General features: G+C 56.5%; 14 protein-coding genes, 3 pseudogenes and 1 other annotated feature. Of the genes and pseudogenes, 9 read left to right on the top strand and 8 right to left on the bottom strand.

Going from position 1 to position 13,880, the window contains the following annotated elements; all coding sequences use genetic code 11:
• Positions 1-52 precede the first annotated feature (52 nt).
• Positions 53-484: a LexA family protein gene (locus tag M5D89_RS10240; protein WP_248885733.1), complete on the bottom strand. Its 432-nt coding sequence runs from the start codon at positions 482-484 to the stop codon at positions 53-55.
• Between the two features lie 1,260 nt (positions 485-1,744).
• Between M5D89_RS10240 and M5D89_RS10235 the strand changes: the two genes are divergently transcribed.
• From M5D89_RS10235 to M5D89_RS10225, 3 genes are all read left to right on the top strand, one after another.
• Positions 1,745-2,332: a hypothetical protein gene (locus tag M5D89_RS10235; protein WP_248885731.1), complete on the top strand. Its 588-nt coding sequence runs from the start codon at positions 1,745-1,747 to the stop codon at positions 2,330-2,332.
• 95 nt (positions 2,333-2,427) lie between these two features.
• On the top strand, positions 2,428-2,826 hold the full coding sequence (locus M5D89_RS10230; RefSeq protein WP_248885729.1) for a VOC family protein: 399 nt from the start codon (positions 2,428-2,430) through the stop codon (positions 2,824-2,826).
• 108 nt (positions 2,827-2,934) lie between these two features.
• Entirely contained in the window at positions 2,935-3,510 is a 576-nt protein-coding gene (locus M5D89_RS10225; RefSeq protein ID WP_248885728.1) for a cupin domain-containing protein, read from the top strand.
• 168 nt (positions 3,511-3,678) lie between these two features.
• Here the strand turns inward: M5D89_RS10225 and M5D89_RS10220 are convergent, their stop codons facing one another.
• Positions 3,679-5,076, bottom strand: a complete 1,398-nt coding sequence (locus tag M5D89_RS10220) for a hypothetical protein (protein WP_248885726.1) — start codon at positions 5,074-5,076, stop codon at positions 3,679-3,681.
• A gap of 553 nt (positions 5,077-5,629) precedes the next feature.
• Between M5D89_RS10220 and M5D89_RS10215 the strand changes: the two genes are divergently transcribed.
• On the top strand, positions 5,630-5,875 hold the full coding sequence (locus tag M5D89_RS10215) for a hypothetical protein (protein WP_248885724.1): 246 nt from the start codon (positions 5,630-5,632) through the stop codon (positions 5,873-5,875).
• A gap of 53 nt (positions 5,876-5,928) precedes the next feature.
• Here M5D89_RS10215 and M5D89_RS10210 read toward each other — a convergent pair whose 3' ends face one another.
• The 3 genes from M5D89_RS10210 to M5D89_RS10200 form a co-directional block, all read right to left on the bottom strand.
• Entirely contained in the window at positions 5,929-6,222 is a 294-nt protein-coding gene (locus M5D89_RS10210) for a DUF3106 domain-containing protein (RefSeq protein ID WP_248885722.1), read from the bottom strand.
• Positions 6,215-6,418 carry a hypothetical protein gene (locus M5D89_RS10205; protein ID WP_248885721.1) on the bottom strand — a complete coding sequence of 68 codons (204 nt, stop codon included), beginning with the start codon at positions 6,416-6,418 and terminating at the stop codon, positions 6,215-6,217. The genes M5D89_RS10210 and M5D89_RS10205 overlap by 8 nt, the downstream gene beginning before the upstream one ends.
• A 220-nt stretch (positions 6,419-6,638) precedes the next feature.
• Positions 6,639-7,187, bottom strand: coding sequence for a sigma-70 family RNA polymerase sigma factor (locus M5D89_RS10200; RefSeq protein ID WP_248885720.1), 549 nt, complete (start codon positions 7,185-7,187; stop codon positions 6,639-6,641).
• A gap of 402 nt (positions 7,188-7,589) precedes the next feature.
• On the opposite strand from M5D89_RS10200, the pseudogene M5D89_RS10195 reads away from it, so the two are divergent.
• Positions 7,590-8,542: pseudogene (locus M5D89_RS10195) on the top strand (IS5 family transposase).
• 146 nt (positions 8,543-8,688) lie between these two features.
• On the opposite strand, the gene ygiD reads toward M5D89_RS10195, so the two are convergent.
• Positions 8,689-9,456 (bottom strand): 4,5-DOPA-extradiol-dioxygenase, encoded by a 768-nt coding sequence (ygiD, locus tag M5D89_RS10190; RefSeq protein WP_283103142.1) that lies wholly within the window; start codon positions 9,454-9,456, stop codon positions 8,689-8,691.
• Positions 9,457-10,066: 610 nt separating this feature from the next.
• Between ygiD and M5D89_RS10185 the strand changes: the two genes are divergently transcribed.
• The 4 genes and pseudogenes from M5D89_RS10185 (at position 10,067) to M5D89_RS10170 (ending at position 12,892) form a co-directional block, all read left to right on the top strand.
• The gene (locus M5D89_RS10185) at positions 10,067-10,297 is read left to right on the top strand and encodes a pirin-like C-terminal cupin domain-containing protein (RefSeq protein WP_248885717.1); all 231 of its coding nucleotides are present in this window, start codon (positions 10,067-10,069) and stop codon (positions 10,295-10,297) included.
• A 27-nt stretch (positions 10,298-10,324) separates the two neighbouring features.
• Positions 10,325-10,927, top strand: coding sequence for an NAD(P)H:quinone oxidoreductase (gene wrbA / locus M5D89_RS10180; RefSeq protein WP_248885716.1), 603 nt, complete (start codon positions 10,325-10,327; stop codon positions 10,925-10,927).
• Positions 10,928-11,092: 165 nt separating this feature from the next.
• Positions 11,093-11,497 carry a DoxX family protein gene (locus tag M5D89_RS10175; RefSeq protein ID WP_248885715.1) on the top strand — a complete coding sequence of 135 codons (405 nt, stop codon included), beginning with the start codon at positions 11,093-11,095 and terminating at the stop codon, positions 11,495-11,497.
• Between the two features lie 151 nt (positions 11,498-11,648).
• Positions 11,649-12,892: pseudogene (locus M5D89_RS10170) on the top strand (IS3 family transposase).
• Positions 11,936-12,052, top strand: a sequence feature (AL1L pseudoknot). It overlaps the preceding pseudogene by 117 nt.
• 34 nt (positions 12,893-12,926) lie before the next feature.
• Here M5D89_RS10170 and M5D89_RS10165 read toward each other — a convergent pair.
• Together M5D89_RS10165 and M5D89_RS10160 are read right to left on the bottom strand one after the other, a co-directional pair.
• Positions 12,927-13,379 (bottom strand): annotated as a pseudogene (locus tag M5D89_RS10165) (transposase); the annotation flags it as partial.
• A 155-nt stretch (positions 13,380-13,534) separates the two neighbouring features.
• A complete protein-coding gene (locus M5D89_RS10160; RefSeq protein ID WP_248885713.1) occupies positions 13,535-13,813 on the bottom strand; it encodes a hypothetical protein in 279 nt (92 codons plus the stop codon).
• Between the last annotated feature and the right edge of the window lie 67 nt (positions 13,814-13,880).

Below are 13,880 nucleotides of genomic sequence, written 5' to 3'. Positions count from 1 at the left end.
CCCTGAAAAATGATTGGAGCCCAGATTGGGCCTGGCAGTACTCTGGACAAAGCTATACCTGATGCAGCACCCGCGTCACCACGCCCCAGATCTGGCACTCCTCTCCCTCCCGCAATTCCATCGCTGGAAACTCTGGGTTTTCGGGTAACAACACAGGTGGGCGGTCTTTGCGCAGACGTAGGCGTTTCACGGTCAGCTTGCTATTCGCATAGGCGACCACAATGCGGCCGTCGGAGGGAGGAATGGCTCGGTCAACCAGAATCTCATCCCCATCAAAGATTCCTGCCCCCTGCATGGAGTGCCCCGATACCCGGAGCAGAAAGGTGGCATTTGGGTGATGGATCAGATGTTCATTAAGATTGATGGGGCCTGCTGTGTAATCCTCCGCTGGTGACGGAAATCCTGCCGGGATCCGCCAAAGGAAAACGGGCAGGATCACGCTGGTACCCTGGGTGGTAGTAGTTCTGGTTTCGTTGCATCGCATCAAAGGTCTCCCGCATGTACTGTATAAATATATAAAAAAAGAAAAGGGGGGCAAATGGCGCTGACGCAAGCGTTGTGTTCAGGCGGGACAGTCATGGCCATGGGTTCATCATTTGCGTTGCTGGAACGGGCAGGCGGCGGCGATACTCGAGGCCGGCAGGTTCGCTCGCTATCTAGGGGCACCTCGAATAATCCCACGCGCCGCCTCCAGTCTGATATAAGCTGGCATGGGTGGATGCACAGGATCCACAGCCAGTTTCGACCGTCGGAGGCAATTTCAATTCGTGAGACGACTGAAAATACATAAAGAAAACATCCTCAAACGCTTGCGATTACAGATTGCAAGGCAACGCTGGTTCTATCATCCAACCAACGAATACAAACCGCATGCCCACGGTTTGCGCATACTCAACATCAGAATGAGAAGGGAGCGAAAACACTGGGCGTATCGTTTCCCGGAAAGGTCGGGACTGCCCCGTTTTCGTCAACTGCTGCGCAGGCCGTGAGTGGTTTGCAACTGACCTGGATCGTTTTGGCTGGATCCAGACTATCTCTTGGCGATCGACCGGAGCGAAAAGACAACCGTCATAAATAAAAACAATGCCGTGTCGCGTCTGGCTCCTGCGCTCCCCGTCCGCCGCCTAATTTGGCGCTGCTGAGTTCTGGCCCATGATGGCGGGAGCCCTCGCCCAGGCACGCGCGGACGCTCGCGCTCGCCGAAACTGAAGGGATGCGGGCCAGGACTGAGAACTAGGCGCATCTGATGCACTGGATGGTGGTCTACCACGAGCCGAGGCATGAAGTCGTTTGCTATCAGGGCAAGGCGGAGGCCTACACAGATGTGCATCCCTAACGGTCCCCCGAAATATTGGGGTTTCGAGAGCGATCTCCACGGCCACCGATGCGAAGGTACCCACAATATGTGTACCCTTGGCGCGGCTACCAGCGGGGGTGTTTTTTGTCCGGAAACTCATCATTTGGGCACATTGTCCGGAAACCTCTATGCACCCCCGGGTTCATTGACTTTGCGGCCCTCTGTGTTCGTGTCCGTCAAACGGTGGTTTGGGGGAGGGTGACGGTGAGGCTTTCTGGGAGGATAGGTTTGCGGATGAACGTTAGGTTCACAAGCACAAAAAATCGCTCTATCATCAACGTGATACACTGACACAGGCACACGAGGTGGGGAATGTTATATGGCAAAGGTGGATGTTATGCTGCAAATCCTGTGCAGTTGAATATACATTAGGCCAAACAAGCAGCCATGCGAATTGCCGGCACACCAAACGAGCAATTGAACCAGTTTCTCGACGCGCTTCGAAAGGAGGGTGATCGAGGTGCAGCATTGGCCGCCGCAGCATTTGCGGAGGAGATACTTGATGAAATCTTACTCAGTTTCCTTGCAGATGTGCCGGAATCAAAAGAACTGACCAAGGGGTTTGCGGCGCCCATCGGTACATTTGGCAGCAAAATCAAGCTTGCTTACGTACTTGGGTTGTTAGACAAAGAGTTGCTCAACGGGATCAATATCTCGAGGCGTATCCGAAACGAGTTCGCGCATCAGTGGACACCTGTCTCCTTTGAGACAGAAAATGTCCAGAATCTTGTTGCATCGTTATCAAGGCATTCGATCTTGAATAGCTTGCCAGAGCCCCGCAATACAAGGGAGCGATTCGAGGCTTATGTTTCCGCGTTGCTTTTGGAGCTAAGTTTTATTCCAGGGCTGGTCGAGCGCGAAAAGAGGATACCGACTCGAATAGTTCGGTTCGGAAAGCTTCACAATACAAAGGAAGAAGCAGATGCCGAACATGAAGAGTACAAGCGCACCGGCGTCCCACCATGGACATCCTAAGAGCCTGACGAGGCGCTCCAGCCGACGTTGGCGCTAACGCGCCTCCGCGGCTGAGCTTTACGTTAGACCGCTCAAAGGGCTCACTGCGCAAGACCATGTCTGCTCACCTCCGGATTGCCAGGCCAGTCACTGATCTGGCGAACTCCACCGCCATGTACCGCGACGGTCTCGGCCTTCGTATTCTCGGCACCTTCGAAAACCACGAAGGATTTGACGGTGTCATGCTCGGGCATGAATGTTTAAGCCATCACTTCGAGTTCACTTGCTGTCGCACTCACCCTGTAGTGCCGGCACCAACACCCGAAGATCTTCTTGTGTTCTACCTTCCAGAGCCTGCCGAGCGGAGTGAGGCACACAGCCGCATTCTGGCCGCGGGCTTCAAACAGGTGTCATCGTTCAATCCCTACTGGGAAGTTCGAGGCCGCACGTTCGAAGACCTAGATGGCTATCGCATCGTCCTTCAACAGGCGCAGTGGCCCAATGTCGAGGCTTGAGTCCGAAGTCCTCGTCACGCCCGCCTTGTTTCTTTGCTGAGAGCGGCCCAATCCTTCGCTCGAGTGGACTGCCACCAGCAAGGCGCTTGGCCCCTCAGCTCAATGAAAATGAATATCTATCGAGTCGGTTCGCGACCGTCAGTCACCGGTCCAGAGCAATACTTCACTGGCGTAGTCCGCATCGACCCGCTGTTTGATCCGCAAGAGCCAAGCCGAGTCTTGGCCGCTGCGGTAACTTTCGAGCCCGGCGCAAGGAGCGCACGGCACAGCCATCCCCTTCGCCAGCACCTCGTCGTTACCTCGGGTTGTGGCTGGACCCAGTATTACGGCGGTTGCATAAAGGAAATCCGTGCCGGCGATGTGGTTTTCTGCAACTGTGGCCAAGAGCACTGGCACGGCGCTACCGACACGACCGCCATGAGCCACATTTGGATGCCAGGAAATATCCGCAGTTTGCCAACGATCGGGGTCGCTGGATACCGAGCGTTGTACGAAGCGATATTCCTCAGTGCCTTGTTGATGACGCTGTCATCAAACATCTCGGGCTTCGGCTCAAGTTGCTCCCATGTTGCCTGGATCACGACAGCGGTATACACCCCAGGTGCGCATTGGCCTCAAGTAAGCGATTCTTTGGCGTTCCCTTGCGCGTGTCTGGTCAACATCACCCTCAGCACTAATCATTGAGGCGGAGGCAATAGAGAAGAATAAGCCGATGGTTATAAACAGGCGAGCCAGTCGATTCCCTGATGGTGACTTCTACATATCATCCTCCGGTTCAGCGATGCCAGCAGCATCGATGCCAGCCCGACGGGAGCCACCAAACAAGGTGCCAATACTAAAAGTAGTGAATGATCATCGGTGTACCCCTACGGACAACAGCGCGTAGCCGGGCAGGCTCAGGGTGCCCTGCAGCGCGCCCCCCTGCCGCGTGATCTGCCGCGCGGCATCGAGCAGACGATCGGTCGGCACGGCGCTGAGGGTTTGCCACGTCGCGCCGGCCGGCAGCGAGGGCAACTGCAGCGACTGCGCCTGCACGCCGAGATTCAAGACCAGCAATGCGGGCGGGCCGTCGCCACGCCAGACTTCCACACCCATCAGGCTGGATGCGCCGCCGGGCAGCGTCGGCGCGCCCGCAAAGTACAAAGGCGCCAGACGTGTCGCGCCATGCAGCACGTGCGCGACGGCCTGCAGCATCACGCCGCTGGCCGAGCGTGCCAGCGGTCGCACCGCCGGCTGTTGTGGCCCGAACGCCTGGGCGTTGGCGAACAGGGCGCCGAACGCGCCCTGCGAGACCAATGCGTGCACATCGGCAAGGCGCATCTGTGGATCCTGCGCCAGCGCCAGTGTCTGCGCAGCGACGATCAACGCTTGTGTCCAGGTGCCATCCACCGGACCAGGTAGCTCGCGCATACCCCAGGGTGCGGGCACTTTGTGCCAGTCAGTCTGGTTGTATTCGGTCACCCACACCGGCAAGGTGCCGAAGGCGCGCATCTGCGTCGTCGCCTGGTGCATTTGCTGCAAGGTGTAGCCCAGCAGGGCGGGAACACTGGCGGCATCGAAGCGCAGGTGATGCCGACGCAGGTAAATGCCAGTGGGCACATAGATGTGCATGGTCATCGCGTCCACGCCGTGCAGTGCGGCCATCACGCGGTGGTTCCAGTCGGCGATACGCGGCTGGTGGCGCTGCGCCCACGCGGGGTCGAACATATAAGCGCCAATGGCCGGGATCCGTGCCAGTGGAAATGCCGCGTGCAAGGCCTGCGCCCAGCGCGTCGCCTTGGCCGCATAGTTCTGCGCATCTGGGAAGGCCCGCACATTATTGGGCGTGGACAGGTAGAACTCGTTGCCTAGTTCGACGTAGCGCACGGCGATGCCCTGTGCCTGTGCCGCGTGCAGTTCGGCTTCAGCGTTGGCCAGTGTGCCGCTGAGCAGATTCAGATCGAACACTGCCTGCGCGCCGCTGGCCTGCAGGCCGGATTGCAGGTCACCCAGGCCGAAGTGCAGTTGCGGATGAAGGCGCCGCCAGCCGCGATACCGCTGCCGGCCGGCAGCATCGAAATTGCCGCTGCGCCAATTCCAGTAGTTGCTCAGCGTGCCGCCCGGATAGCGCAGCGTGCCGGGTTGCAGCGCGCGCACGGCGGCGAGAAAAGGCGCTGCATGCCAATCCTGGAGTCTGGCGCCGAGGTCCAGGTTGTAGCCGAGAAAATCGGGTGGTAGCACGCGCATCGGCCCGATTTGTGTGGTAATCACCTCAGCCTCCTGGCCCTGTGCGGGAACGACGGTTCCCGCACAAGCCAAGAAGGTAAATACACCCAGACGGAGGAGCGTGCGCAAAAGCATACCCGAGACATGGCCGTCCCTGGATTGATCACTGTGCTGACGAGACCACCATCTAACAGATCGGTGATACGATGTGGAGATCGAAAACATGGCTCTCCCGCCGGCCAAGAATGAAGCCATCATGTACCTAACGACTCTCCATCAACGATGCCAGTAACCCCGATGCCAGCCCCATGGGCCCCACCAACCAGGATGCCAATACCCATAGGGGTGAATGATCACGGGTCCAGGCTGCACGACGGCCACCGGGCCTCTGGGTGGAACCACATAACAGCCAGAAAGTGCCATAATAGTCCCGATGACCAGAGCGAATTTTATGGTTATTAGTAGCCTATTCATATAAAGATACCTCACGTAAAAGCAAGGAATATGCCGGTGCTCGAGTCTTTCGACCGTAGCTCCTATTGCTCTACCGTCCAATCTCTTGACTGATCATGCTCTCCCGACGATTGAGCGTCTGCTGTTGATACTGGCTGATGTATCCATTTACGACGCCTCCTTGGTGCATCGCGTCCCAGTTCTCTCTGCCAACGACCTGACGAACACGCCAATGCAGAGCCGCTGCCCAAGCTGGGGAGATTTCTCCCTCCCGAGCTTCCTCGTTGATGCGCGCATTGAGGTGATGCGCGCGATCCAGGACCTCTGTTCGACGGGGGTGGTGGTGAGCCCACGCCTCATCGGCCTGCGCCTCATTTACGGTCAGGAGTGAAAGAGTAGAAACGACAATACTTAGGGCTAGAGTTTTGGAAATAGGCAACATAACTACCTCGTGTGCTGATGCATATGAGACCGCTGGTATTCCTCCCACAGACGCTTTTTTGCAGCGGGCGGAAGCTTTTGAAAGCGTTGCGCGCGATTCAGAATCCGTGCACGACGTTGTGGCGGTAGCTGTCGCCAGCGCTGTAGGTGCTGCTGCCAATCTGCCCGAGGAGGGGGCCGCTCCCATCCGGGCTTCTCGGGAAATTGATGTCGCTGCCACAGTGGTGTCGCGTTCGCCGCGAAGGAACAGCTCGCCAAACAGGTTAATAGGAGGAAAATCAATCTTCTCTTACCCATGGTCAGCCACCTGTTCGAGCTGGTCGGGATGGGCGTTTAACCACTCATAGAAAGAGAGGTGCGCGACGACCTGCTGTTCCGTCGGGACGCTATCGGCATTACGGGAGCTTGTCGCGAGATTCACCGGGCTAGCGGCAAAATGCCAAAAGCCCGCAGCCAGCAGGAGGCAGCAGGTAGCTGCCGCGCCCACCCACAAGGGGGACTGCCTGCGGCCCGCTGTACGCCGTCGAGCTGTTGTTTGTGAATACGGATGTGCTGACCAAGTTTGCAGTAGATCAACGCTGAAATGAGATCGTTGCTGACAAAGTTTACATTCTGCGACATGCGCAGAAACTGCGTCAGGCGAAGACAGCAATCCCGAACGCCAGCGATCCAGGATCTCGATGTCCGGATGCTCGCTAGAGGATGTAGACGGCTTATGGTTCATGGAAATATCCCTCCGGTGTCCAGTCGGCCAGATATTCTCGTAAGTGGCGCAACGCACGAAAGTGATGGACCTTGACGCTTCCAGTGCTGCAACCCATCGCGATCGCGGTCTCTTCGATACTTAGCCCCTCCCACTCCCGTAGCAAAAAGGCTTGGCGTTGTCGCGAAGGGAGTTTCTGTATGGCTACATGGATTGCTTTGCTGAGCTCTTGATTTGTCAGTACCCCTTCAGGAGAGGGGGTGGGATCGGCTAGCAGGTCCATGGGGTCGGGGTCGCCCTCCTTGCGATCGGACCAGAACCCTAAAATCCGTTCCAATTTTTGTCGGCGATGCTGATCTCGGATCCGATTCTGGAGAATCCGATAGAAAAGCGGAACAAACTCCTCCGATGGGCGGTCCCCATACGATCGCATCAAGGCGATGGCAGATTCCTGCACCAAGTCCCAGGCAAGGTCTGTCTGGCCGAGCTCCAAGCAAGCAATCCGGTAGGCGCGAGACTGTATTCGCGAGAACAGCCTCTGCCAGACGATACTATTCAAGTCTACCCTCGCGTCAAGCCTACTAGAGTCGCTGCAATACACGGAAAGATACCCGCACAAGCCTCTGTCACGCACTATAACGTTTGGGCATGGCATTTGGTTGACCGGGAGAATGCTCGTCGAAGGTGGCGAGTAGCCAATGACCGCGACCCTCTACAAGCAGGTTGAAGGTTTTTGACAGAGTTATTCAGAAAACTCGATTACGCACCATACCCCCGAAGTAGATCCATCGGGACATGCCATCGCGATTGTTACCGACAACGAAAAACAACGTGGCATTTGGGCCTTGGTTAGTCATGTTGGCATTGCTGGAGACAAGCATTAAAAAATCATAAAGGTTAGGGAGGCCGCTGAAAAAGTCCGTGTTATTGTGTTACGAGTTACGGATTGGAGGGGACGGGTATGCGTGGCGCCGCGGTGGAGCCGAGGGATATGTTCAGCTATCTGTCACCGGAGCAGCGGGTCCCGAAAGATCATCCCCTCAGCGCTTTCCGGGTGACGATATTTATTCGGGTCTCGGGCGCCCGTCTATTCCTCCAGAACACCTGTTCCGGACCTTGCTCTTGCAAATGTTCTACAGCATTCTCTCCGAACGGTAATTGATGGAGCAACTAAATGCAACTTGCTCTTTCGCTGGTTTATCGGCTTGGATATGGACACCACGGTCTGAGTGCCGCCCGTCTTTTCCAAAAACCGGGACCGGCTATTGGATCATGGCCCGATTCATCAGATCTTCCGCTCGGTGGTCGAGCAGGCCCGTGCAGGGAATCTCCTTTCTGAAGAACACTTTTCCATGGATGGTGCAGACTACTGGAAGCATGGGCATCTCAAGCGTCATTTCAGCCCAAGGATCGTGAGAATCCGCTAGATCGTAGCAGCGATTTCCGCGGGCAGCGCCATAGCAATGACACCCACGAGTCGGTAACAGATCTTGATGCCAGACTGTACAAGAAGAGTGATGGCGAGGCCTCGCGCCCAGCGTATCTCGGGCACGTTCTGATGCTGGGCGAGCTGGGCGGCACCCAGCAAGTGACCCCGGAGCGGACAAGGGATACGACCGTAGCGGTTTCATCCAGGAGTTACGGGATCGGAATGTCACCCCCTATGTCGCCAGCAAGAAGAGAGGCTCGGCTATTTATGGTCGCACGACCCGCCATGAGGGGTATCCCATGAGCATTTAGGTCCGGCGAGGGGTTGAATCCATCTTCGGGTGGATGAAGACCACCGGCGGGATGCGAAAAACACGATTCCCAGGATGGGAACGGATGGATCTGCATTTCACTCTGGCCGCTAAGGCTTACAATATGCTGCGAATTTCCCGATTGAGGACAGGCCGATGGGAGCAATACCCATAAAACTCGGTAATTCGATGAAACCTCTCGAAAATAGGGGGCAAAAGGACATTACGCCTACCCAATTTCACGAGAATTTGTTGATGCCAGGCGCGCAACTGAGAGATCGTTGCCATTTTTCGGCAACCTCCCAGGCACCGCATAAATGCTCAGCCGAATTGCACGCTCAGCATCGAGATGGAGCCACCGTCCATGCCCTCGACCGGAACTGCAACGGGCTCGCCGGAAACGCTTGCGCCCAAAACGTATAACAACGGCAGGTAATGGTCGGGCGTTGGCACCGAAAGTTCTGCGTCGCGGCCAAGCGATGTGTAGTCTACCAACACTTGGTGATTGCCTTGCAGAACCAATTCTCTGACCGTGGCCTCAAATCGCAGCGCCCAGTCGAAAACTACTGCCGGCTGCCGACCCCAGGTGTAGGTGTGCAGATTGTGCACGACATCGCCGCTGCCCATCAGCAGGATGCCTTCATCGCGCAGCGGCTGCAGTCGACTACCCAGCTCATAGTGGAACGCGGGTGGCTGTGTCGCATCGATGGAAAGTTGTACCACCGGTACGTCGGCGGCAGGAAATATGTGGCGCAGCACCGACCATGTGCCGTGATCGAGGCCCCACTCGATATCCGTGCGCACGTTGGTCAAGCCGAGCAGCGTGCGCACGCGCTCCACCAACATAGGATCGCCCGGTGCGGGGTATTGCACTTCGTAGAGTTCGCGCGGAAATCCCCCAAAATCATGGATCGTTGGTGGCATGGCAATCGCAGTCAGCGCGGTCGCGGGCAAGTACCAGTGGGCTGATATGGAAAGTATGGCGCGCGGCCGAGGCAATTGCTGACCGATCGCCATCCAACCTTGAGTCCACGCATTGGCTCGCAGGGCGTTCATGGGGTTCCCATGGCCTAAAAAAAGGACAGGCATCCGGCGGCTTTGGTCACGCATGGCGAATTTTCCTTTGATGAGACTTCGCGATCTGCGAGACCAGTATACGTTGCATCAGCGCTCCGTCATAAATTCTCAACTAGCGGAGAGTAGTCAAAAAGTGGCTCTGCTGTAGGTCTGAATTTTGGGCAAGACTTCGGGTAAGCAAGAAGCATAACACTCTTCTGCTGGTGCCGAGATCAAGTGGTCTGATGTGTTTTGGGTGTGGCCGGTGCGTGTCTAGGAATTATAGCAGTGGCAGGCGCTGAAGTGTGGCGCCCGTGGTTGTTGGATTGGTTGCTCTGAATCCATGAAATATCAGAACTATTGGGATTTATTCCCAATAATGTCCAACTTTGTCCCCCATATGCAATCTTGCGGACCGCCCGCTGCAAGGCGCCAAAACGCAATGGCCCCTGATTACTGAGGACCCAAAGGATGTAGGTCATCCATGGGCCCATCAACAGGCGCAAAAGAGCATTCATCGGACAGGGGCTTTCTTGAATCGTCTTTCTCATGGTTACTAGTTAATACCTACTTTACAAAAAAAAGCGTAAGCCATACTATGGGGCAACTACAACGCGCACAAGCTGCGCAAGGAGAGGCCAGAATGAGTGCTCAGATGAAAGAGCAAGAGCGCGGGGTGGAGAGCATCGTGCCCAGCCGCGTGACCTCCGATGGGGCGGGGGTGCGAATTCATGCCCATGCGGCGAGCCGCCTGCTCTTGGTCGCTGGACGCCCCCTGGGCGAGCCCATCGCCCAGTATGGGCCCTTCGTGATGAACAACGAGGAGCAACTGCAGCAAGCCATGGAAGACTATCGCGCCGGGCGATTGGCCTGAGGTTATTTTTCAGAGGGGAGAACCGTCATGAGCAAAATACTGGTGTTGTATCACAGCCTTTGGGGGCACGTGGAACAGCTTGCGGAGGCTGAGGCCGAAGGTGCTCGCTCAGTTCCGGGGGTCCAGGTGACCGTCAAGCGCGTGCCGGAGACGATGGATGCGGAAAAGCAGACAGCCATGCACGTCAAGGCCCAACCTGCTCCTGAGGCTCATCCCCACGAGCTGGGCGACTATGATGGCATTCTCTTTGGCACCCCGACCCGCTTTGGCAACATGAGTGGGCAGATGCGCAATTTCCTTGACCGCACCGGAGGTCTCTGGCAACAGGGCGCCCTCGCGGGCAAGGTCGGCAGCGTCTTCGTGAGCACTGCGACCCAGCATGGTGGGCAGGAGAGCACCATTCTGAGCTTTCATCCCTTTCTGTTCCACCAGGGGATGATCGTAGTTGGCGTCCCCTACACCTGCCCTGAGCTAAGCAACATGGAAGAAATCAGTGGGGGTACGCCCTATGGCGCCAGCACCCTGGCGAAGAGCGATGGCAGTCGTCAGCCCTCGGCCAACGAACTGGCCATTGCACGCTTCCAAGGGCGCCATGTAGCAGAGATTACGCAACGACTGTTCCCAGGGTAGTTACGGAGAAAGCGATAGGGCACGAGACAGCAGGGTGATCTGCCCTGTTGTCCCCGTTCCTATCCATGGCCTCCTATTTTGGCGGCGATTCATTATACCCCCTTTTTGTAAAGAGAAGTCATAGTGACAGTACAGTTTCCCTGAATCCATTGATAGAGGCCAATTATGAAATCCATACAAGATGCTGCCGTGCTTCTGGCGCGTATTCTTATCTTCTCCTGGTTTTTCCCAGTCGGGCTGAGCAAAGTCACCCATTACGCCGCTACTGCTGCCTATATGGACGCCAATGGAGTCCCCAGCTGGCTCTTACCACTGGTTATCGCAACAGAAATTGGATGTGCCGTGTTCCTGCTATTTGGCTGGAAAACACGTCTTTTTGCCTTCCTGTTGGCGGGCTATACCATATTGGCGGTCCTGATATTTCACCTGCATCCCACCAGTGAAACGGGGAGCATTATACAGATGGCTGAGTTGGTGGATGCTGGTGGCTTTCTGGTGTTGTTTGCCCATGGCGCAGGTAGCTGGAGTCTGGATTCCTTGCTCTCCAAAAGAGGCTCTGGTGAAAAGTGACTGGAGTCACACGAAAAAGAAAAACGCCTTTGGGAAAAAGCGCAAGCAAGGCCCATGGGCTTTGTCGAGCCTGACGAAGAGTATTGCGAGTCCTTGCAGTTTGAACCGCCCCGGATTTTGAGAAGGCTCCTTTGTCCAAGAGAATGGAGCCATGATAAACAAAGCTAAAACACCCAAATATTCCCCTGAAGTTCGCGAACGCGCGGTGCGCATGGTGCAGGAACACCGCGGCGAGTATTCCTCGCCCTGGGCGGCGGTGGAGTCTATTGCTCCTAAGATCGGCTGTTCGCCTCATACCTTGCATGAATGGGTTAAACGGCATGAAGTCGATACCGGATTGCGCGACGGCGTCACCAGCGAAGAGTGTGAACGTATCAAGGCGCTGGAGCGTGAGGTCAAGGAATTGCGCCGTGCCAATGAAATCCTGAAGCTGGCAAGTGCGTTTTTTGCCCAGGCGGAGCTCGACCGCCGTCTGAAGTCATGAACACCTTCGTCGATACGCATCGTAATGCTTTCGGGGTCGAGCCGATCTGCCGTGTCTTGCAGATCGCCCCGTCAGGCTACCGGCTTCATGCCGCACGCCAGCGCAATCCCGCGCTGCGTTGTGCGCGTGCGCAACGCGACGAAGTATTGATACCCAAGATCGAGCGCGTCTGGCAGGCCAATCTTCAAGTCTACGGCGCGGACAAGGTCTGGCGGCAGATGAAGCGCGAAGGCACTGAGGTCGCACGCTGCACCGTCGAGCGCCTGATGAACCGCCTAGGATTGCGTGGCGCGGTGCGGGGTAAAAGCGTGCGCACGACGGTACCCGACTCCAAACAACCGTGCCCGCTGGATCGGGTGAATCGCCAGTTCAAGGCGGATCGGCCGAACCAGCTCTGGGTCTCGGATTTCACCTATGTTTCGACCTGGCAGGGCTGGCTGTATGTGGCCTTCGTGATCGACGTGTTCGCCGGGCGCATCGTTGACTGGCGAGTGAGTCGAAGCGTGACGACGGACTTCGTGCTGGACGCACTGGAGCAAGCGCTCTACGCCCGTCATCCCGAATGCGATGGCAGCCTCGTGCATCACTCAGACCGGGGCTCGCAGTACGTCAGCATCCGCTACAGCGAGCGTCTCGCCGAAGCGGATGTTGAACCCTCCGTGGGCAGCAAGGGCGACAGCCATGACAACGCCCTGGCCGAGACGATCAATAGGCTGTACAAGGCGGAACTAATTCACAGGCGCGGCCCGTGGAGGACACGGGAAACGGTGGAACTGGCGACCCTCGAATGGGTGGCGTAGTTCAACCATGTCAGGCTGCTCGAACCCATCGGCTATGTCCCTCCGGCAGAAGCGGAGGCAAACTACTATCGGCAACTCGCCGAACAGACCGAATTAACGGCCTGCACTTAAAGCAAATGGCCTCCACGAAACCCGGGGCGGTTCAGTGCCGTTGTGTCGGCGTCACGAAGCGAAGGCCGCTATGGCAGTGTTCCTCGTTATACCAGTGCACGAAACCCTGTACCCAGGTACGGGCCGAGCTCAGGTCTGAGAAGCCTCTCTCGGGGAAATCCGGGCGATATTTGCAGGTGCGGAATAGCGCTTCCGAGTAGGGGTTATCGTCGCTCACCCATGGGTGGCTGTAGGAAGGCGCAATTCCGAGACGGTGCACGGTCGCCCGCAACGTAGCGCCTTTCATGGGACTACCGTTGTCTGCATGCAGGATGCGGGGCCGGCCGATTCCTTCCTGCCACACAGCGTTCTGCACCAACTGTGCAGCGAACTCGGTCTTTTCGCTGCTATACACCTCCCATCCTACGATCTTTCGACTGTAGATGTCGACGATCAGGTACAGGTAGTAAAAGGTTCCGGCGATGGGTCCGCCCAGATAGGTGATGTCCTAAGTCCAGATCAATGGCCTAATCCTGGGATGATATAAATGTTCCGGGATAATAAGCTATGGACAGAAATTGTGTCCCATCATGACACGTGATCATATTCGTACCAAAACCCATCAACCCCCTGACCACACTCATTGGAACTAGGGTTTCCTGATTACTTTGTTACTATCCGCTTCACATTCATCCATTTCCGTAGGGCGATAATCGCCCAGACCATTTCAATAACTCCAAAAGGCCAAGTTCCTGCAAGCCAGCCGTAGGCACTGGAGCAAAGACAGCCAATGCTGAAAAGAAGCGTAAACCATGGGGAACGTGTCTCCAACGCATAAAAAATCATCATGGCTGTGACAGATAAGGCACCATAAAGAGTTAATAAATTTCCATCTAGCACCATGGTACACCCCTGCTGATACCCGACGTCGAGCTCTGTCATTGGCCACCCTAATGGCGCCAACCAGGGTCGGCCTAATGGCGCCACTTCAAATGGCCAGAAATGGGCT

It is taken from the genome of Acidithiobacillus acidisediminis, from assembly GCF_023277115.1.
GTDB lineage: Bacteria > Pseudomonadota > Gammaproteobacteria > Acidithiobacillales > Acidithiobacillaceae > Igneacidithiobacillus > Igneacidithiobacillus acidisediminis.
This window is presented reverse-complemented; position numbering and strand designations above follow the sequence as displayed.

Coding starts and splice junctions, on each gene's coding strand:
- M5D89_RS10210 (WP_248885722.1), bottom strand. CDS start 6,222: ATGGGTAAGAGAAGATTGATTTTCCTCCTATTAACCTGTTTGGCGAGC.
- M5D89_RS10240 (WP_248885733.1), bottom strand. CDS start 484: ATGCGATGCAACGAAACCAGAACTACTACCACCCAGGGTACCAGCGTG.
- M5D89_RS10230 (WP_248885729.1), top strand. CDS start 2,428: ATGTCTGCTCACCTCCGGATTGCCAGGCCAGTCACTGATCTGGCGAAC.
- M5D89_RS10175 (WP_248885715.1), top strand. CDS start 11,093: ATGAAATCCATACAAGATGCTGCCGTGCTTCTGGCGCGTATTCTTATC.
- M5D89_RS10160 (WP_248885713.1), bottom strand. CDS start 13,813: ATGACAGAGCTCGACGTCGGGTATCAGCAGGGGTGTACCATGGTGCTA.
- M5D89_RS10185 (WP_248885717.1), top strand. CDS start 10,067: ATGAGTGCTCAGATGAAAGAGCAAGAGCGCGGGGTGGAGAGCATCGTG.
- ygiD (WP_283103142.1), bottom strand. CDS start 9,456: ATGCCTGTCCTTTTTTTAGGCCATGGGAACCCCATGAACGCCCTGCGA.
- M5D89_RS10235 (WP_248885731.1), top strand. CDS start 1,745: ATGCGAATTGCCGGCACACCAAACGAGCAATTGAACCAGTTTCTCGAC.
- M5D89_RS10225 (WP_248885728.1), top strand. CDS start 2,935: ATGAATATCTATCGAGTCGGTTCGCGACCGTCAGTCACCGGTCCAGAG.
- wrbA (WP_248885716.1), top strand. CDS start 10,325: ATGAGCAAAATACTGGTGTTGTATCACAGCCTTTGGGGGCACGTGGAA.